This is a genomic window from Bradyrhizobium sacchari, from assembly GCF_002068095.1.
Classification (GTDB): domain Bacteria; phylum Pseudomonadota; class Alphaproteobacteria; order Rhizobiales; family Xanthobacteraceae; genus Bradyrhizobium; species Bradyrhizobium sacchari.
In genome coordinates this window covers 156,464-173,775 of the sequence record NZ_LWIG01000069.1, presented here as the reverse complement: position 1 = coordinate 173,775, position 17,312 = coordinate 156,464, and the positions used below count along the sequence as shown (strand labels likewise).

At 65.5% G+C, this 17,312-nt stretch carries 19 protein-coding genes, 1 tRNA gene and 1 pseudogene; 9 read left to right on the top strand and 12 right to left on the bottom strand.

Annotated features, from left to right (window positions below; translation table 11 throughout):
* Window positions 1-10: 10 nt before the first annotated feature.
* Entirely contained in the window at window positions 11-1,015 is a 1,005-nt protein-coding gene (locus tag A5906_RS40460; RefSeq protein WP_080140625.1) for an ABC transporter substrate-binding protein, read from the bottom strand.
* 31 nt (window positions 1,016-1,046) lie between these two features.
* Window positions 1,047-2,411 carry an FAD-dependent oxidoreductase gene (locus A5906_RS40455; protein WP_080140624.1) on the bottom strand — a complete coding sequence of 455 codons (1,365 nt, stop codon included), beginning with the start codon at window positions 2,409-2,411 and terminating at the stop codon, window positions 1,047-1,049.
* A gap of 111 nt (window positions 2,412-2,522) precedes the next feature.
* On the opposite strand from A5906_RS40455, the pseudogene A5906_RS40450 reads away from it, so the two are divergent.
* Window positions 2,523-3,388 (top strand): annotated as a pseudogene (locus A5906_RS40450) (LysR family transcriptional regulator).
* 102 nt (window positions 3,389-3,490) lie between these two features.
* Window positions 3,491-3,763 carry a hypothetical protein gene (locus tag A5906_RS40445; RefSeq protein WP_080140623.1) on the top strand — a complete coding sequence of 91 codons (273 nt, stop codon included), beginning with the start codon at window positions 3,491-3,493 and terminating at the stop codon, window positions 3,761-3,763.
* Between the two features lie 3 nt (window positions 3,764-3,766).
* Here A5906_RS40445 and A5906_RS40440 read toward each other — a convergent pair whose 3' ends face one another.
* Window positions 3,767-4,570 (bottom strand): enoyl-CoA hydratase-related protein, encoded by an 804-nt coding sequence (locus tag A5906_RS40440; RefSeq protein WP_080140622.1) that lies wholly within the window; start codon window positions 4,568-4,570, stop codon window positions 3,767-3,769.
* A gap of 155 nt (window positions 4,571-4,725) precedes the next feature.
* Between A5906_RS40440 and A5906_RS40435 the strand changes: the two genes are divergently transcribed.
* A complete protein-coding gene (locus tag A5906_RS40435) occupies window positions 4,726-5,700 on the top strand; it encodes a ketopantoate reductase family protein (protein WP_080140621.1) in 975 nt (324 codons plus the stop codon).
* A 79-nt stretch (window positions 5,701-5,779) separates the two neighbouring features.
* Here the strand turns inward: A5906_RS40435 and A5906_RS40430 are convergent, their stop codons facing one another.
* Both A5906_RS40430 and A5906_RS40425 read right to left on the bottom strand, forming a co-directional pair.
* Window positions 5,780-6,457, bottom strand: coding sequence for an alpha/beta hydrolase family protein (locus A5906_RS40430; protein WP_080140620.1), 678 nt, complete (start codon window positions 6,455-6,457; stop codon window positions 5,780-5,782).
* A 25-nt stretch (window positions 6,458-6,482) separates the two neighbouring features.
* Window positions 6,483-7,139, bottom strand: coding sequence for a TetR/AcrR family transcriptional regulator (locus A5906_RS40425; RefSeq protein ID WP_080140619.1), 657 nt, complete (start codon window positions 7,137-7,139; stop codon window positions 6,483-6,485).
* 74 nt (window positions 7,140-7,213) lie between these two features.
* Here A5906_RS40425 and A5906_RS40420 point away from each other — a divergent pair, with 74 nt between their 5' ends.
* Both A5906_RS40420 and A5906_RS40415 read left to right on the top strand, forming a co-directional pair.
* Window positions 7,214-8,158 (top strand): SDR family NAD(P)-dependent oxidoreductase, encoded by a 945-nt coding sequence (locus tag A5906_RS40420; RefSeq protein ID WP_080140618.1) that lies wholly within the window; start codon window positions 7,214-7,216, stop codon window positions 8,156-8,158.
* A gap of 135 nt (window positions 8,159-8,293) precedes the next feature.
* Complete coding sequence (locus tag A5906_RS40415) at window positions 8,294-9,439, top strand: acyl-CoA dehydrogenase family protein (protein WP_080140617.1); 1,146 nt, start codon at window positions 8,294-8,296, stop codon at window positions 9,437-9,439.
* A gap of 15 nt (window positions 9,440-9,454) precedes the next feature.
* Here the strand turns inward: A5906_RS40415 and A5906_RS40410 are convergent, their stop codons facing one another.
* Window positions 9,455-10,339: a LysR family transcriptional regulator gene (locus A5906_RS40410; protein WP_080140616.1), complete on the bottom strand. Its 885-nt coding sequence runs from the start codon at window positions 10,337-10,339 to the stop codon at window positions 9,455-9,457.
* A 103-nt stretch (window positions 10,340-10,442) separates the two neighbouring features.
* Between A5906_RS40410 and A5906_RS40405 the strand changes: the two genes are divergently transcribed.
* Genes A5906_RS40405 through A5906_RS40395 form a run of 3 tightly spaced genes read left to right on the top strand, consistent with a single transcriptional unit; the run spans window position 10,443 to window position 11,927 of the window.
* Window positions 10,443-10,871, top strand: coding sequence for a DoxX family protein (locus A5906_RS40405; protein ID WP_080140615.1), 429 nt, complete (start codon window positions 10,443-10,445; stop codon window positions 10,869-10,871).
* Window positions 10,872-10,891: 20 nt separating this feature from the next.
* Window positions 10,892-11,353 carry a DsrE family protein gene (locus A5906_RS40400; RefSeq protein ID WP_080140614.1) on the top strand — a complete coding sequence of 154 codons (462 nt, stop codon included), beginning with the start codon at window positions 10,892-10,894 and terminating at the stop codon, window positions 11,351-11,353.
* A gap of 31 nt (window positions 11,354-11,384) precedes the next feature.
* The gene (locus A5906_RS40395; protein WP_167523713.1) at window positions 11,385-11,927 is read left to right on the top strand and encodes a TlpA disulfide reductase family protein; all 543 of its coding nucleotides are present in this window, start codon (window positions 11,385-11,387) and stop codon (window positions 11,925-11,927) included.
* A 7-nt stretch (window positions 11,928-11,934) separates the two neighbouring features.
* Here the strand turns inward: A5906_RS40395 and A5906_RS40390 are convergent, their stop codons facing one another.
* Window positions 11,935-13,074, bottom strand: a complete 1,140-nt coding sequence (locus tag A5906_RS40390; protein ID WP_080140700.1) for an amidohydrolase/deacetylase family metallohydrolase — start codon at window positions 13,072-13,074, stop codon at window positions 11,935-11,937.
* Window positions 13,075-13,200: 126 nt separating this feature from the next.
* Window positions 13,201-13,277 (bottom strand) — tRNA-Arg (locus A5906_RS40385).
* Between the two features lie 141 nt (window positions 13,278-13,418).
* Between A5906_RS40385 and A5906_RS40380 the strand changes: the two genes are divergently transcribed.
* The gene (locus A5906_RS40380) at window positions 13,419-13,778 is read left to right on the top strand and encodes a VOC family protein (protein ID WP_080140612.1); all 360 of its coding nucleotides are present in this window, start codon (window positions 13,419-13,421) and stop codon (window positions 13,776-13,778) included.
* Window positions 13,779-13,790: 12 nt separating this feature from the next.
* On the opposite strand, the gene A5906_RS40375 is transcribed toward A5906_RS40380, so the two are convergent.
* From A5906_RS40375 to A5906_RS40360, 4 genes are all read right to left on the bottom strand, one after another.
* Window positions 13,791-14,747, bottom strand: a complete 957-nt coding sequence (locus A5906_RS40375) for a tripartite tricarboxylate transporter substrate-binding protein (protein ID WP_080140699.1) — start codon at window positions 14,745-14,747, stop codon at window positions 13,791-13,793.
* A gap of 124 nt (window positions 14,748-14,871) precedes the next feature.
* Window positions 14,872-15,243, bottom strand: a complete 372-nt coding sequence (locus A5906_RS40370; RefSeq protein ID WP_080140611.1) for a dimethylsulfonioproprionate lyase family protein — start codon at window positions 15,241-15,243, stop codon at window positions 14,872-14,874.
* Window positions 15,244-15,270: 27 nt separating this feature from the next.
* Window positions 15,271-15,909, bottom strand: a complete 639-nt coding sequence (locus tag A5906_RS40365; protein ID WP_080140610.1) for an RraA family protein — start codon at window positions 15,907-15,909, stop codon at window positions 15,271-15,273.
* A gap of 191 nt (window positions 15,910-16,100) precedes the next feature.
* Window positions 16,101-17,129, bottom strand: coding sequence for an alpha/beta hydrolase (locus A5906_RS40360; RefSeq protein WP_080140609.1), 1,029 nt, complete (start codon window positions 17,127-17,129; stop codon window positions 16,101-16,103).
* Between the last annotated feature and the right edge of the window lie 183 nt (window positions 17,130-17,312).

Genomic DNA, 17,312 nt, shown 5'->3' with positions numbered 1-17,312 from the left:
TGACGAAAGGTCAGTCCGCCTTCACATAATCCTTCGCGATGATCGTATCGGCGTCAAAGCCCTTGTCGGCAAAGCCCTGCTCCTGCAGCCATTTGATCTGGTTGTCGACATTCTTCACGTCGAGCTTGCCGTCGGGATCGATATAGGCGCAGTTGCCGACCACCTGCTCGACCGGCAGATTGGTGTATTTTGCGATGATCTCCAGCAACGGCTTTGTCTGCTCGTTGATCGGGGCTGTGCCGTCCTTCATCGCTGCGAGAATGACGTCGTGATATTCGCGGTCGGCTTTCGCGAGCACGCCGAGGAATTTCGTCACCAGCGCCTTGTTGGTCAGCGTCTTCGGCGAGGCGAACACCGCGCCAAGCTGCCACGGCGTCTCGTCGCCGACCCAGCCCAGAAACTTCGCGCCGCCTTCGTCCATCAGTTTTCGCGCGGTGGAGATCGGCAGAAGCGCCGCATCGACGGTCTCGCCCTTCAGCGCGGCGGCCGCATTCGACAGCGATTGCAGCGGCACGATCTTCACGTCCGCGAGCTTGAAGCCGTATTTGTCGGCGAGCAGGCCGAGCGAATAGTGGAAGCTCGATCCGACCTGCGTCATCGCCACGCGCTTGCCGGCGAGATCCTTCGGCGTCTTCAGGCCGCTCGCATAGGCGTTGTTGCTGGCGAAATAGCCGATCAGGGGATAGCCGGCTTTCTCACGGCTCATGCCGCCGATCACCTTCAGCACGCCCTTGCCGGCGAGATTGTAGAGACCGGCCGTGAAGGCGGTGACGCCGAAATCGACATCGCCCGAGGTGGTGGCGACCGCGATCGGCTGCGCCGCATCGAAGAATTTCAGCTCGACATCGAGGCCGGCCTCGCGGAAATAGCCCTTGTCCTGCGCGATGAAGACGGGCGCGGAGGAGGACAGGCGGAGCACGCCGACCTTGGCCTTCAGGACGTCCTCGGCCCGCGCCGTGCCCATCGCCATGATCGCCATCAGGCCGGCAGCAGCGAGCCGTGCAATTCCGATCATCCCGTTTCCTCTCGTGTTGTCTTGCAGTTCGTTACAGGCCTTCGGGCACCGCCTGGTCCCGCCCGATGAAGGCGCCCTGTTGTTTCAACGTTTCCTGCAATTTTTCAATGGGGATTTCGCGGGGAAGCCGGTTTCCGGAGAGCGCCAATGCGGCGGCGGAACCGGCCGCCTCGCCCATCGCGAAACAGGCACCAGAGACCCGTGCCGCCGACTGGCCCTCGTGGGTCATCGAGGCGCAGCGGCCGGCGACCAGCAGATTGTCCACGCCCTCGGGCACCAGCATCCGGTACGGCAGCTCGTTGTAGCCGCGGGATTCCGGGATTGGCGGAAAGGTGAAGACGACGTCACCGGGAACATGGGCCTCGATCGGCCAGCCGTTGACACCGATGGAATCCTCGAACGAGGCGCAGCCGAGCACGTCCTCGCCGCTGAGCTGATAGCCGCCCCTGATGCGGCGGGTCTCGCGGATGCCGAGCTGCGGCGGCAGATCGACGATGTAGGACTTCTCGAACCCGGGCACGGTGCGCAGGAATTCAAACGCGGCGAGCGCCTGCTTGCGGCCCTCGATCTCGCCACGGGTGAGATCGTCGGGCTCGACACCGTTGATGGCGTGGCCGTCCTCGCGCGCCACTTGCGTAAAGTTCACGCGCCATTCGATGCCGGACTTCTGCGGCCGCACGATCGCGCTCTTGCGCGGGAATGTGTGCGTGCCGGCGGCAAGCGCTTTTTCCATCAGTTGCGGAATGGTGCGCCAGGCCTCGCCCGCCTGCTCCGGATCGATGCCGTTGAGACGGAGCATCATCGACGGATAAAGCGGATGGCCGTGCTCGTCGCCGATCTCATAAGGCGCACCGGCCCAGACCGCGAGATCGCCGTCACCGGAGCAATCGATGAAGATCTCGGCGCGCACCGCCTGCCGGCCGGCCTTGGTTTCGACCAGCAGCGCATCGATGCGCCTGTTGTCGCCCATCACCACGCCGGCGCCGAGGGCATGGAAGAGGATGTGCACCTTGTGGCTCGCGAGCAGCCCGTCGGCCGCGATCTTGTAGGCCGCGGTGTCGTAGGCCTGGGCAAACACCTTGCCGAGGATCAGGTGCGGTGTGTTGAGGCCGTTGAGAAGATCGATCCGCGCCAGGAGCTCGGATGCCATGCCCTGCACCAGCCGGTGCGCCTTGCCGTAGACGTTGCCGTGCAGGCCGCAGAAATTGGTGACGCCGGCCGCGGTGCCCATGCCGCCGAGGAAGCCGTAGCGCTCGATCAGCAGGGTCTTCCGCCCCGCGCGCGCCGCGGAGGCGGCCGCGATGATGCCGGCGGGGCCGCCGCCGAGCACCACGACTTCATATTCGCCGTAGAGCGGCACTTGGCGCGCTGGTTCTTCGATCGTCGTGGCCCGCATGGCGCGTCCCTTCCCGAAATCTCTTGCTTGCGGGCGACTATGAATTAACGCAGGTCGGGCTACAATCCACCAAAATACGCGATCAGTTTTCGCGAATCGAGAAAGGTTGAAATGGACATCCTCGTGAACCTCCAGGCCTTCCTCGCCACCGCCGATGCCGCCGGCTTCTCCGCCGCGGCACGCAAGCTCAACGTCTCGACCTCGGTCGTGGCCAAGCGCGTCACGCAGCTGGAGGCCCGGATCGGCACGCCGCTGTTTCACCGCTCGACCCGGCAATTGCGTCTCACCGAGGCCGGCCAGCGCTACGTGCATCGCGCGCGCGGCGTCGTCACCGATGCCACCGACCTGCTCTCGCGCATGGGCGAGAAGGGCCACGATCTGGTCGATCACCTCCGCATCAAGGCGCCGACCTCGCTGACGGTGGCACGGCTCGCCGACGCCTTCAGCGCGTTCCAGACCCAGAACCCGAAATTAAAGCTCGAGATCGTGCTGATCGACCGCCCGGTCGATCCCGTCACCGAAGGCTTCGACATCGCCATCGGGGCCTTCCCGCATTCGTTCGGCGGCGTGGTCGACGAACCGCTGTGTCCGCTGAAGCGACTGCTCTGCGCCTCGCCCGCTTACTTGAAGAAGCACGGAACGCCGAAGCATCCGCGCGACCTCGTCGAGCATCGCTGCCTCAGCTTCATGCCCACCGGCCCGGAATGGGTCTTCGACGGACCGCGCGGCCGCATCAGCATCCAGGTCAGCCCGCTGCTTTCGTCCAACGCAGCGCGATCGCCGGCAACGGCATCACGCTGACGTCGCATTATCTGGTCGCGGATGCCTTGCGTGACGGCACGCTGAAGCCGGTGCTGCGCGACTTCCCCATTCCGGAATTGTGGGTGAAGGCCGCAATCCCCGAGCGGCGGCGCAACGCCGCTGCGGTGCAGGCGTTGCTGACGCTGCTGAAAACGTCACTGGCGCCGTCGCTGTAGGCCGTGTCAACTGTGAGACGGGCCACGCGGTGCGCGCCGTGTCGGGCACCTGTCGCAACATCGCAATTGCTCTCGCGTGACAGACCTGAGAGAAGGGCCGCCATGGATTCAACATTCGTGAAATACGCGTTCGCCGCCCTGATCTCGCTCGCGATCTCAACCACCGCCGCCTTGGCCCTGGAGCAGAACTGCCGCTTCATCCAGGCCAAGCCCGATCGCGAAGCCTGCTACAAGCGGCAGGAGGACGAGCTCGCGGCGAAGCGCAAGCCGGCCGCGCCGGCCGCCGAGAGCACGACGCTCGAAACCCTGCGCCAGATGCGGCAGGACGACGACGCCGTCTATCGCAGCATCAACAACATCTGCCGCGGCTGCTGACGCTCAACCTTTCCCGCCGCTCCACTTCGCCGCCCGCTTCTCGGCGAACGAGGCCAGCCCCTCCGCCGCTTCCGCGCTCTGGCGCTTGAGCGAATGCAGCTGCACGAGCCGCTGATAGGCGGCATCGTCCACTGCCATGCCGCCGAACGAACTTTCCAGCGCGAGCTTCTTGGTCTCGGCCATCGCCCCCGGCCCGTTGGCAAGCAGTTGCTCGACCACCTTGGCTCCTGCGGCCTCGAGATCGGCGAGCGGCACCACCTCATGGACGAGGCCGATGCGGCGAGCGTCCTCGGCGCCGAAGCGCTCGCCGGTGAGCGCGTAGCGGCGGACTTGCCGTACACCGATGGCGTCGCAGAGCTGCGGAATGATGATCGCGGCGGTCAGGCCCCAGCGCACCTCGGTGATGGAGAACAGGGCGTTATCCGCGGCAATCACGACGTCGCAGGCCGCGATCACGCCGGTGCCGCCGCCGAAGCAGCCGCCCTGCACCAGCGCGACCGTCGGGATGGGCAAGGTGTTGAGCCGCTGCACGGCCTCGAAGGTCGCCCGCGAGGCCGCTTCGTTGGCCTCGGCCGATTGCGGCCGCACGCCGTTGATCCATTTGAGGTCGGCACCGGCCTGGAAATGCCTGCCGTTGCCTCTGAGAACGACGACCCGCAAGGCCGGCTTCTTGGCCAGATCGTCCATGGCCGCGAGCACGCCTGATATCAGCGCGCCGTCATAGGCATTGTTGACCTCCGGCCGGTTCAACGTGACGGTTGCAACCCCGCGTTCATCGAGGCTCCACAGGACGGGGCTGGCAGTCATCGGCGATCCTCCGATCGTTTGTTTGCCGCGCACTATGGCCGAGGCCGCGCACCTTGATCCATATCTTTCCGGCGTAGGGCGGCCGCGTCCATCGCATGGCGGCTTGTGTCATGCTGTCTTTCGGGCGGCACCATGGGATCAGGGACAGGACATACATGCGCATCTGCATTTTCGGCGCGGGCGCGGTCGGCAGCCACATTGCGGTACGGCTGGCACGCGGCGGCCATGAGGTCTCATGCGTGATGCGCGGCGCGCATCTGGAAGCGGTGCGCGCGAACGGCCTCAAGCTGCGGGTTGGCGATTCCGAGGTGAGCGCCAAGGTGAACGCGTCGGGGGATCCGGCCCAGCTCGGCCCGCAGGACGTCGTGATTTCCACGCTGAAGGCAACCGCGCTGACGGGCCTGGTCTCCAGCATCAAGCCGCTACTGCAGGACGATACCGCCATCGTGTTCGCGCAGAATGGTATTCCCTGGTGGTATGGCATCGGCCTGCCGCCGCGGCATCCGACACCGCCGGACATTTCGTTCCTCGATCCCGGAGGCCGCCTGCGCGCCTGCATACCGAAGGAGCGGATCATCGGCGGGGTCATCTTCTCGTCCAACGAGGTGACCGCGCCCGGTGTCGTGCAGAACCTGACGCCGGATCGCAACCGCCTGCTGATCGGCGAATGCGACGATCGCAATTGCGAGCGCATCACAAAGCTCCGCAACGTCTTCAACGACGCGCGGCTGGAATCGCCGCCAGTGGCCGAAATCCGCGAGGCGATCTGGTCAAAACTGCTGACCAACATGTCGCTGTCGGTGCTGTGCCTGCTCACCGGCCAGACCGCACGCGCGGTGCGCGATGACCCGGCCTTTACCGAAGTCATTCCACGCATGCTGAACGAGGCCAACGACATCGCCCAGCACTTCATCCCCGAGGTCAAGCGCGTCAGCCGCAGTGGTCCCGCTCCCAACCACAAGCCATCGCTGCTGCAGGATTACGAGCTCGGCCGCGCCATGGAGATCGACGTGCTGGTGAAGGCCCCCGCCGCCTTCGCGCGCACCGCCGGCCTGTCGACGCCGACGCTCGATCTGATCGCTGCGCTCGCGATCCAGAAGGCGCGCGACAAGGGGCTTTATTCGGCGTGAAGCGCGCGCTTCAGGTTGTCTTTTCGAGCATGATCTTCTCGGAAAACCGCTGCGCACTTTTCCGGATCATGCTCGCGCCTCAGGCGAGCTGGTCGATCCAGGCGACGAGCACATCCAGCACTTCTGCGAGCGCCTCGTCATTGCTGCGGCCGGACTTCTTCAGCACCGCGAAGGAGTGATCGCCGCCTTCGATCTCATGCAGCGTCGCCTTCGCGCCGAGCGCCGCGATGACAGGCTTGAGATGGCCGAGATCGGCAAGGTCGTCGCGCGTGCCTTGCAGGAACAGCATGGGGATCGCGATGCTGGCGAGGTGCTCGGCGCGTTCGGATGACGGCTTCTTGGCGGCATGCAGGGGAAAGCCGAGGAAGGCGAGCCCCTTCACGCCAGGCAGTGGCGCCTTGGACTGCGCCTGCGAGGTCATGCGCCCGCCAAACGATTTTCCGCCGGCAATGAGCCTCACACCGAGGCACTGTCGCGCCGCCTCCGCGACAGCCGCGCGGATGGCGGCATGCGCGACGGCCGGCTGGTCGGGGCGGCCCTTCTTCTCTTCCATGTAGGGAAAATTGAAGCGGAACGTCGCAATGCCGCGCTCGGCGAGGCCCACCGCGACCTTCGCCATGAAGGCATGCCGCATGTCAGCACCCGCGCCGTGCGCCAGCACGTAGCAGGCGCGCGCATGGGCCGGCTGCGTCAGGATCGCGGAGACCGTGCCGATGCGTTCGATGTCGAGCTTGAGCTCGGTCGCCTTGGCTGTCATGACCCGTTCAACCCTCGATCTGGATTTAGCGACGCGCGCTGCTCGCCGGCCAAAGATAGTTCAGGACGTGATTGAGCCTCGCCATGATCTCGCGGTATCCGGCTTCGCTGTTCACTGAGCCGAACTTATCTTCGAGGGCAAGCTTCGCGAAGCCGTGAACGGTGGACCAGGCGGCCGCGGCCGCGGTCTTCGCTTGCCTCGGCGTCCCGCCGACAAGCTCGGCGATGATGATCTCGAACTCGCGGCCGGCCGCCCTGCTCGCCTGCCCGAGACGCGGATCGTCCGCGACGAGGCGCTTGTTGGCAAACATCATCTGAAAGCGGCCGGGATGCTTCAGCGCGAATTCGACATAGGCCAGGCCTTGAGCGAGGAGTTTTTCGCGCGCATCCTGCTTGCGGGACGCAGCCTCCCGCAGCGCGTCGGCAAGCGCGGCATAGCCGCGGATCGCCACCTCGGTCAAAAGCCCCTGCGCATTGCCGAAATGATGCGACGGCGCGGCCGGCGACACGCCGGCCCGGCGGGCAGCCTCGCGCAAGGTGAAACCTTCGGCGCCGTGCTCGGCGAGAATGGCCTCGCTGGCCGCAATCAGGGCTTCCTGAAGCTCACCATGATGATAGCCGGCTTCCGGCTTCGGAACCTTGTGGCTCGGCTTGGCGCGCGCGGGCGCGATCGGTTTCGTCATGCGTAACTTGACACTGTTCAGATTGAGGGCTATCTAACTTAACACTGTTTAGATAGACCGGCCCGGAGTTCGAAATGACCGAAACTGAGCATAGCACCATGGCCTCCCCGTTGAAACGGCGCCATCTGGTCGGCGGCGCCATGCTGGGCATGCTGGCAAGTGCGGTCGGCGGCCTCGTCGGCGGCGTGGCGCTCGGTCAGGGCGCGGCGCTGCCGCAGCAGAAGCCGAGTGGCCGCCAGCGTTTCACCGACAAGGTCATCATCGTGACGGGCGGCACCTCCGGCATCGGCCGCGCCGCCGCGGTAATGTTCGCCGCCGAAGGCGGCAAGGTCGTGTTCTGCGGGCGCAACGTCGAGCGCGGGGCGAAGGTGGAGGACGAGATCAAGGCGGGCGGGGGCGATGCGGCGTTCGTCCGGGCCGACGTCCGCAACGAGGCGGAGGTCAAGGCCCTGGTCGACAAGACGATCGATCTTCATGGCCGCCTCGACGTCGCTTTCAACAATGCCGGGATCTCCATCGAAAAGCCGCTGCATCAGTACAGCGCAGCCGAATTCGACGACGTGATCAATACCGATCTGCGCGGCGTGTTCCTGTCGATGAAGTACCAGATTCCACACATGATGCAGAAGGGTGGATCGATCGTCGTCACCTCGTCATCCAACGCCATCGCCACGACGGCGAAGCGCTCTGCCTATTCCGCGGCCAAGCGCGGGCTTGTCGGCATGGTCCAGGCCGCGGCGCTCGAATATGCCCAGCACGGCATCCGCATCAACACGCTGATCCCCGGCACCACGGACACGCCGTTCATCCGCAGGCTCGCCGGCATGGAAAATCTCCCCGATGCAGCCTGGCACGTGGCGATCGCGCAATGGGCCAAGAGCCACGTGCCGGGGATGCAGCGGGTGGCGACTGCGGAGGAGATCGCGGCCTTCGCGCTGGCGCTCGCCTCGGATGATCACCCCTACACGACTGGCGGGCAGTTCGTCGTCGACGGCGGCAAAACCGCGCAGGCGGGATAGGGCATCGGCCGGGCGCAGCCTCAAGACACAATCATTGGCAGCTTCAGCGGGCGTAGCAAGGCGGCGGGCTTGCGCCCGCATCCGGCCTTGTGGCACGGCTGAGCGGGCACATCGCCAGCAACGATCGAGGCCGCCATGTCCTACCGCTCCTCCTGGATGACCGAAGAGCTCGACGTCTTCCGCGACCAGTTCCGGAAATATCTTGCCAAGGACCTGGCGCCGCATGCCGAAAAATGGCGCGAGCAGAAGATGGTCGATCGCTTCGCCTGGCGCGGGCTCGGCGAGATGGGCGCGCTGCTCGCGAGCGTGCCGGAGGAATATGGCGGTCTGGGCGCGACCTTCGCCTATGACGCGGCGGTGCTCGACGATCTCGAGAGCACGGTGCCGGAGCTGACGACCGGCGTGTCCGTGCACAGCGCCATCGTCGCGCACTACATCCTCAATTACGGCTCGGAGGAGCAGAAGCAGCGCTGGCTGCCGAAGATGGCGAGCGGAGAGATGGTCGGCGCCATCGCCATGACCGAACCCGGCACCGGCTCGGACCTTCAGGCCGTCAAGACCACCGCGAAGAAGCAGGGCAATTCCTACGTCATCAACGGCCAGAAGACTTTTATTACCAACGGCCAGGCCGCCGATCTCGTCATCGTGGTCGCGCGTACCGGCGAGGCCGGCGCAAAAGGCATTTCACTGATCGTGGTCGAGACCGCGGGCGCCGACGGCTACAAGCGCGGACGCAACCTCGACAAGATCGGCCTGCACGCCTCCGACACGTCGGAGCTGTTCTTCGACAATGTCACGGTCCCGCCGGAAAACCTGCTCGGCAAGGAAGAGGGCCAGGGTTTTGTCCAGCTGATGCAGCAATTGCCGCAGGAGCGGCTTGCGCTGGCGGTCGGCGCCGTCGCTTCGATGGAGCGCGCCGTAAAACTCACCACCGAGTACGCCAAGGAGCGCAAGGCATTCGGCAAGCCGCTGCTTGACTTCCAGAACACCGCCTTCACGCTCGCCGAGCGCAAGACCGAGGCGATGATCGCGCGCGTCTTCGTCGACTGGTGCATCGAGCGCCTGGTCGCGAAAGATCTCGACACCGTGACGGCGTCGATGGCGAAATACTGGTGCTCGGACAAGCAGGTCCAGACCGCCGATGAATGCCTCCAGCTGTTCGGCGGCTACGGCTACATGCAGGAATATCCGATCTCGCGCATCTTCATCGATTCCCGCATCCAGAAGATCTATGGCGGCACCAACGAGATCATGAAGCTGCTGATCGCGCGGTCGTTGTGATCGGGCTATCCCGGCTCACCTCATCCGCTTGTCGGCGGCGACGAAGTCGATGAAGGTCCGCACTTTCGCGGAGAGATATTTGCGGCTGGGATAGACCGCGAGCAGTCGTCCCTCGAAGATGACTTCGTTGGGCAGCAGATGCACGAGACGTCCTCTGGCGATGTCCTCGGTGACCAGCCATTTCGGCAGGAAGGCGAAGCCCATGCCTTCCAGCGCAGCCATGTGGAGCAGCGTCTCGTTGCCGCTGCGCAGGACCGGGTTGAGCTTGACGGTCTCGACCGTGCCGTTCCTGTTCAGGGAGAAGCTTTCCCCTGGATAGAGCGCGTAGTGCAACAGGGGCCGGCCGGAGAGATCGGCGAAATTCTTCGGACGGCCCGCGCGCTTGAGGAAGGCGGGCGTGGCCACCAGGTAGAACGGCACGCTGGTGATCGGGCGCGCGATCAGCGCCTCCTCGGGCGCAGCCGTCGCGCGCAAGGCGAGATCAAAACCCTCCTCGACCAGATTGACGAGGCGCCCGCTGAGATCGATGTCGATGCACACCTCCGGATAGCGGGCCTGGTAGTCCGCCAGCACGCCCGCAAAGATCGTGTTCGCCATCCACACCGGCGCGGTCAGCCGCAGCGTGCCGCGCGGAACGACGGTCGCCTTGCTGACGGCAGTCTCGACCTCGTCGAGCGAATCGAGCATCTGCCGCGCCTGCTCGAAATACAGCGCGCCGCTCTCGGTCAGGCTGACGCGCCGGCTGGTCCGGTTGAGCAGCCGCGTACCTAGCCGCTTCTCGAGCTGCATCACGTGCTTGCTTGCCATGGCGGGAGAGATGCGCAGGCGCTGCGCCGCGGTCGCAAAGCTCTTCAGCTCTGCGACCAGGCAAAACACCCTCATGCTGACCAGCGTATCCATCAGATCATCAACATCCAGGAAATGAACCAATCCAGGAACACATAATGATCAAAAATGGAGAAACCATCAAATGGTGGCGGCCCTCATTCTTTGGAGAACCGCCATGTCCACCACCACCCTCGAGACCGCCACCCCCGGCCGCGCCCTTCGCATCGGCCTTTGGATCGCGCAGGTCGTCCTCGCCTTCGTCTTCATCTCGGCAGGGTTCGTCAAGCTGACCACCCCCATTCCGCAGCTGGCCGCGATGATGCCCTGGGCCGGGCAATATTCCGAGACCTTCGTCCGCTCCATCGCGCTGGTCGACCTCGCTGGCGGGATCGGCATCCTGCTGCCGGCGCTGACGCGGATCCTGCCGCGGCTGACGGTGCTCGCTGCGCTCGGCTGCTCGGTGCTGCAGGTGATTGCGCTTCTCTTCCACCTCTCGCGCGGCGAGGCCGCGGTAACGCCGCTCAATGTCGTCCTGCTGGCCCTCAGCCTGTTCGTGCTGTGGGGACGCAACAGCAAGGCTCCGATCGCGCCGCGGCAGTTCTGACCAACAGGAACGTCGCGGCCATGATCTTAGCCAAGGGATGGTCCCGCAGGGGCCTGCTCGCAGGCAGCGCGATCCTCACGGCCGGCGGCGCCGCCGCGGCCAAGGAGGATCGCCTCACCGAGGGCGTCGTCATCCTGATCGACAGCAACGAGCCTTATGTCATGGGGCATGCGATCAGCTATTCGGCCAACCTGTCCAAGCATTTTGCCGACCGGGGCGCAAAATTGCTGATCGAGGTCGTCGCCAACGGCAAGGGCATCGACGTCTTCCGCGCCGACAGAACCCCGCTGGTCGAGCCGCTCGCGACGCTGCGGCAATCGCTGCCCAATCTCACCTACAGCATGTGCGCTTCGTCCAAGGCGATCGCGGAAGCCAAGGAACAGACCTCCATCCCGCTGATATCAGGCGCGAGCCTCGTCCCGTTCGGGATCGGGCGCGTCGTCGATCTGCAACTGAAGGGCTGGGCCTATATCCATGCGTAAGGCGGAACCGCTGTCGCGACGGTCAGTCCTGATGGCCGCAGCAGCCTCTCTCGCTGTCCCGCCCGCCGGCCGCGCGGAGGACAGCTGGCCGCCGGTGTTCGAGGCCGGCCGCAGCCAGTTCACACTGGTGCGGCCGCGCACGATGATGCCACAGCTCCGCCTTCAGGATTTGCAGGGCCGGGATGCGATCGTGACGGCGAGGCCGGGCCGCATCACGTTGGTGAACTTCTGGGCGACCTGGTGCGCGGCCTGCAAGCTCGATCTGCCGATGCTCGCAAGCCTTGCGAGATCGCGGCCCGACCGGCTCGATATCGTCGCCATCTGCACGGACACGAAAGACCTGCGCAAGATCCGCGCGTTTCTCGGCGGCCTCGCCGTGCAGAACCTCGCCTGCTATGCCGATCCTTACGGCGCGGCAGCCGAAGCATCGACCACGATGTTCTCGCTCGTCGGCATGCCCATCACCTATCTCGTCGGAACGAGCAGCCGCGTCGAAGGCTACATCACTGGGACGCCCGACTGGCTCTCGCCGGCGGGCGCGCGGCTGCTGCAATTCTATCGCGAGCAGGGTTAGTGCTGTCTCAGTTCGGATGCCACCAGCGGCCGCCGACCACGACACCCTCCGAGACGATCTTGCGATCGCCAATCAGGTGCTCGCCGACGACGTCCTCATAGTCGAACTGGCCTTGCCGAACCGAAATCAGCGTGGCGTCGCCGACGCTGCCGGGCTTGAGGCTGCCGAGCTCGGGGCGGCGCAGCGCCATCGCCGCGTTCACCGTCGAGGCCGCAACGACGTCGGAGAGCTCCATGCCCATACACAGGAACTTCGACATGGTCGTGACCTGGTCGAAGGCCGGGCCATCGATGCAGAGCTGGTGGATGTCGGAGGAGATGGTGTCCGGATAGAAGCCGTTGGCGAGCATGGCGCGTGCGGTCTTGAACGCGAACGAGCCCTTGCCGTGGCCGATGTCGAACAGCACGCCGCGCTCGCGCGCGTCCAGCACCGCCTTTTTCACCGTGCCCTGTGCGGTCGCCGGCGTGTTGGGGAAGGGGCGGAACGCATGGGTCAGCACGTCGCCGGGACGCAGGCGCTCCAGCACCTCCTCATAGCTCGGCGGCGGATGGTCGATATGCGCCATCAGTGGCATGCCGACCTCATTGGCGACCTCGAGCGCGATGTCGAGCGGTACCGCGCCGGACGTACCCGACGAGTGGAGGCCGACGCGCACCTTGATGCCGACGATGAGATCGCGATTGGCATCGGCCACCATGGCCGCCTCGATCGGATTCATCAGCCGCAGCTCCTCGCTCTCGCCGACCATGATCCGGTGCGAGAAGCCGAAGATGCCGGCATGCGAGACGTGCAGATAAGCGAGGATGCGGACCTGGCTCGGCTCGATCACGTGCTTGCGGAAGCCCGCGAAATTGCCGGGACCGGCGCTGCCGGTGTCCACCGCCGTGGTGACGCCGGAGAGGCGGCAGAATTCCTCGGCATCGATGCCGAGGGAAGTGCCGCCCCAATAGACATGGGTGTGGAGATCGATCAGCCCCGGCGTGACGATGAACTTCGAGACGTCACGCACCTCCGTGCCCGGATCCGCCTTGAGCCCGGCCCCGACTGCAGCGACCTTGCCGCCGGCGAAGGCGACATCGGTCACGGCATCGAGCTTCTGGGACGGGTCGATTACCCGCCCCCCGCGCAGGATCAAGTCGAAAGGCATCATGGTCTCCGGACAGGGAAGTGAGGCGCAGCCGATTTGTCGGCGAGGCCGGGAAGGAAGTCCTGTGCTTCTAGCAATTCTTGCGCCGAAGAGCCTGCCAAATAGCAGCTATTGCCCATGACAAAATGGCGATCCCGGGAAGACTCGAACTTCCGACCTACGGTTTAGGAAACCGCCGCTCTATCCGGCTGAGCTACGGGACCGCGGAACCCATGGGGACGGGCTCGCCCCGTCATAGCAGAGCAAAATGCGGTTCGCCAGCCGTCAGGCGGGCCAGACCATCGTCAACCTGAACGGGGCGGCTATACAATCGCTTCCAGGCCCCTCGCGGCGGAGCAGCTCACATGATCGAAAGCATCAGCGCCATCACGCTCGGCACGCATGACATGGCGCGCGCCGTGCACTTCTACCGGTCGCTGGGGTTCGAGCTCCTGTATGGCGGCGAAGCCGCCGCATTCACCAGCTTTCGCGTCGGGACCGGCTACCTCAACTTGACCGCACAACCGGAAGACAAGCTGTGGTCCTGGTGGGGCCGGGTCATCTTCTACGTGGCCGATGTCGACGAGACCTACGCGCAGGCGCGCGCTGCCGGATGGCAGCCGTCGACCACGCCGCACGATGCCGAATGGGGCGAGCGCTACTTCCATCTCACCGACCCCGACGGCCATGAGCTCAGTTTCGCGCGGCCCCTGCGCGGGCCATGAAACGGCGGCCGACTACGCCCTGATATTGTTGTCTTTCACCACCTTGCCCCAATAGGCGACCTGCTTGTCGAAGAAGGTCTTGAAGGCGAGGCCGTCCTGGAGCAGCAGCGTCATGTGCTGGGTCTCCTTGAGCTGGGCGGCGGTGGCGGGCTCGCTCAGGATCTCCTTTGAGGCGGTTGCCATGGCCGACACGATGTCGGGCGGCGTGCCCGCGGGCGCGAAGATGCCCCACCAGGCCAGCGTCTCGAAATCCGGAAAGCCGGCCTCTATCGCGGTCGGCGTGTCCGGCAAGGCCGGCAGTCGCTCGCGGCCGAGCTGCAGGATCGGTCGTAGCATGTTGGTGCCGAGCTGGGCGGCGACCAGCGCCGCCGATCCCGCGATGAGATCGACATGGCCACCGAGCACGTCGTTCATGGCCGGACCGCCGCCGCGATAGGGCACGTGCATGATCTCGACGCCGGCCTTGTTGCCGAGCACGGTCATGGCGAGATGGCCGAGCGTGCCGATGCCGACGGAGGCGTATTTCACCGCGCCGGGCGTCGCCTTGCAGGCGGCGACCACGTCGGCGAAGCTCTTGTAGGGACGGCCGGCGCCGGCCGCGATCACATAAGGCGCGGTGCCGATCAGCAGCGCCGGCATCAGCTCGCGCTCGACATCGACCGGCGGCTTGTCGAGGATGGACGGGATCACCGCGTGGGAATCGAAGGTCACCAGGAAGGTCGCGCCGTCGGCCGGGCTCTTGGCGACCTGCGCCGCGCCGAGCGCGCCGGCGGCGCCCGACTTGTTCTCGACCACGACGATGCGGTTGAGCTTTGTCTGTAGATTGCTCTGGAGCAGCCGCGCCATCGCGTCGGTCGAGCCACCCGGCGGAAACGGCACGACCAGCGTGATCTTGCTGGCCTGCGCGACCGCAGGCGCCATTGCGAGAACGGCCGGCGCGGCCAAGAGCGTGCGTCGTGTGATCGTCATGGTCCCCTCCCTTTTGTTCTTGCGCCCGGCTTTTTGCTCTTTGGCGCTCAAGCATGATCCGGAAAAGCATCAGCGGCTTTCCGAAGAGATCATGCTCAGATAAATACCTGATGCGCGCAGCGCTTCAGGTCGTCCCGAAGCCCGACCCTGCTTTCCTGTATTCTGGCCGAGGGGGACTGAAGATGTCCAGCACGCGGGCGCCGTCGGGGCCGGCGCGCATGGTGTGCGGCACATTGCCGGGCGTGCGCCAGAAATCGCCCTTCTTCACCGGGATCTCCTCATCGCCCTGGACGCGGATGGCGGAGCCGTCGAGCAGCACGCCCCATTGCTCCTCGGGATGATGATGCAGCGAACCTTGCGCGTGCGGGGCCAACGTCACCACCGACAGCATCGCCTGCTCGCCGGAGAAGATGCGCGTGGTCACCCCCGCGGCGAGCTCGCGGAAGAGGCCGTCGTCGGGATTGTCGATATTGTGGAATTCGTCCTTCTGGCTCACGCCATTCTCCCCTTCGTTGTTCTCCGATCAAGCTTTGCCGTAGGAGCCCTGGTAGCGGCCCTCGCGGATCGCCTTCAGCGTCTCCTCCTCGCGCGCGACCTGGGCGCGGACCGCTTCCAGCAACGCCGCAGCACCTGCGGCCGGAAACGAGACCACGCCGTCCTCGTCACCGACGACGATGTCGCCGGGGGCGATCACGCTGCCGCCGACGGTAACAGGCACATTGATCTCGCCGGGGCCGTTCTTGTAGGGGCCGCGATGGATCACGGCACGGGCATAGCAGGGGAAATCGTCCGCCGCGAAGGCCGCGACATCGCGGATCGCGCCGTCGATGACGTAGCCTTCGGCTTTGCGCCATTGCGCGATGTTCTTCATGATCTCGCCGATCAGAGCCCGCGTCTCGTCGCCGCCGCCATCGACCACGATGACGTCGCCGGGCCCGACGAGATCGAGCGCGCGATGGATGGCGAGATTGTCGCCGGGCCGGGTGCGCACGGTGAACGCCGTCCCCACCAGCTTGCCGCCGCGATGATAAGGCTTGAGCCCGACCGCACCCGGCAAGCGGGCGAGGTTGTCTGAAATGACCGAGGTCGGCGCGTCCCGAAAGCCCGCGATGATGTCGGCGGGCGGCTTCGGCACGCTGTTCGTTGCGATGGTGATGGTCATGTCAAAGAGTCCTTTCGTGAATTTTCTTATTCGGCGTGCGCCGGCGTCTTCACCGGCAGAATCCGCAAGGCGCGCCCTTCCCTCATCCACGCAGCGCGCTCGTCGCGCAACAGCTTCTTGGCAGCGCCCCGGGGTGAGGCGCTTGCGGGACGAAGTGTAACAGCGGAAGCTGCGCCTTCAAGGCACCCGCATCAGCGCTCCGCGCCGCAGCCAGGACTGTCGAACAGCGCCGCGAGCCCGCATTTCGAGGTCAGCATCCTGTCGCCGTCATGGCCGACGCCGGCGACATCCCAGACCCGATGGTTGGGCGTGCCGTGGTCGCGCTTGGCCATCACTTCGGCATAGGCGTGGCCGCGGGCGTAGCGCGTGGGCCCCTGCGCCTCCGCCATGCAGCTCTTGTCGAGCGCGGACTGTTTTGGATTGGTGTCGAGCGTGCCGAGCAGGTAGATCACCTCGCGCTCGACATAGCGCTGCTCGAGTGCAGCGGGTGTCGCGTCCGCAAGGTAGGGCGGACGATCGCCCATGCCGTATTTCCAGTTGTCGTAGCCGGGACAGGATGCGGCAACCTTCGGCACGGGCCGCTCGGCGCTGAAATAGGCATAGGAAGAGGGATTGGCGACGACATAGCGGATGTCGATGTGCTGCCGCAGCAGCGGCGCCTCGCCCCTGCCGGCGATCGCATAGCGCTGCGCGACCTGACCGCCGCCGGAATGCCCGGCGACCACGACCTGCTTCAGGTTCGGAAAGACGCGCCGGTCGGAGAGTTTTGCCAGGATCGCATCGAGCGCCTCGAAGGACGACACCGGATTCGGCGCCAGCGCGGCATCGCCGCCCTCCCAGCCCTCGAGCGACCAGCGCAGCATGTCCTGCGGCAGCTTGTGCGCCTCGACATCGATCTCCGCCAGGAACTGCGGAACGATCATCAGCGCGCTCTTGCCGTCGTCGCCGGCGGCGGCCTGCGCGTTGTTCGCCGAGATGTAATATTCGTCGGCATTGCGCAGCCGTCCATGCAGCACGATGACCGCGCGCGAGACCGCCGGCAGCGGCATCGACCAGTCGCGCGAGAGGTAGAGCGGCAGCATTCCCCGCCCGCCGACCGAGAGCCTGGCATCGCCGATGGCCTTCACCGGCTTGCGGTTGGGCGCATCCTCGTCCGCAGCGAAGGCGTGACCGCAAATCAGCACCAGGGCGAGTGCGGCAAGTCGGGCCAGCGCTCTCATGACGAAGATTCCCCTCGGATTCAAATCGATAAAAGTCTAAGCGCAACATGTGCCGCACGGCTGTGACTCCTGCGCCACGTCAAGCAAAAAATGTCAGCATCGCGGCCATGAAATTCCCGGGTTCCATGGGTGACAAGCCGGCGATAAAGGGGCAAAAATCTGGTCCGACTCGGTTCGGGTTGA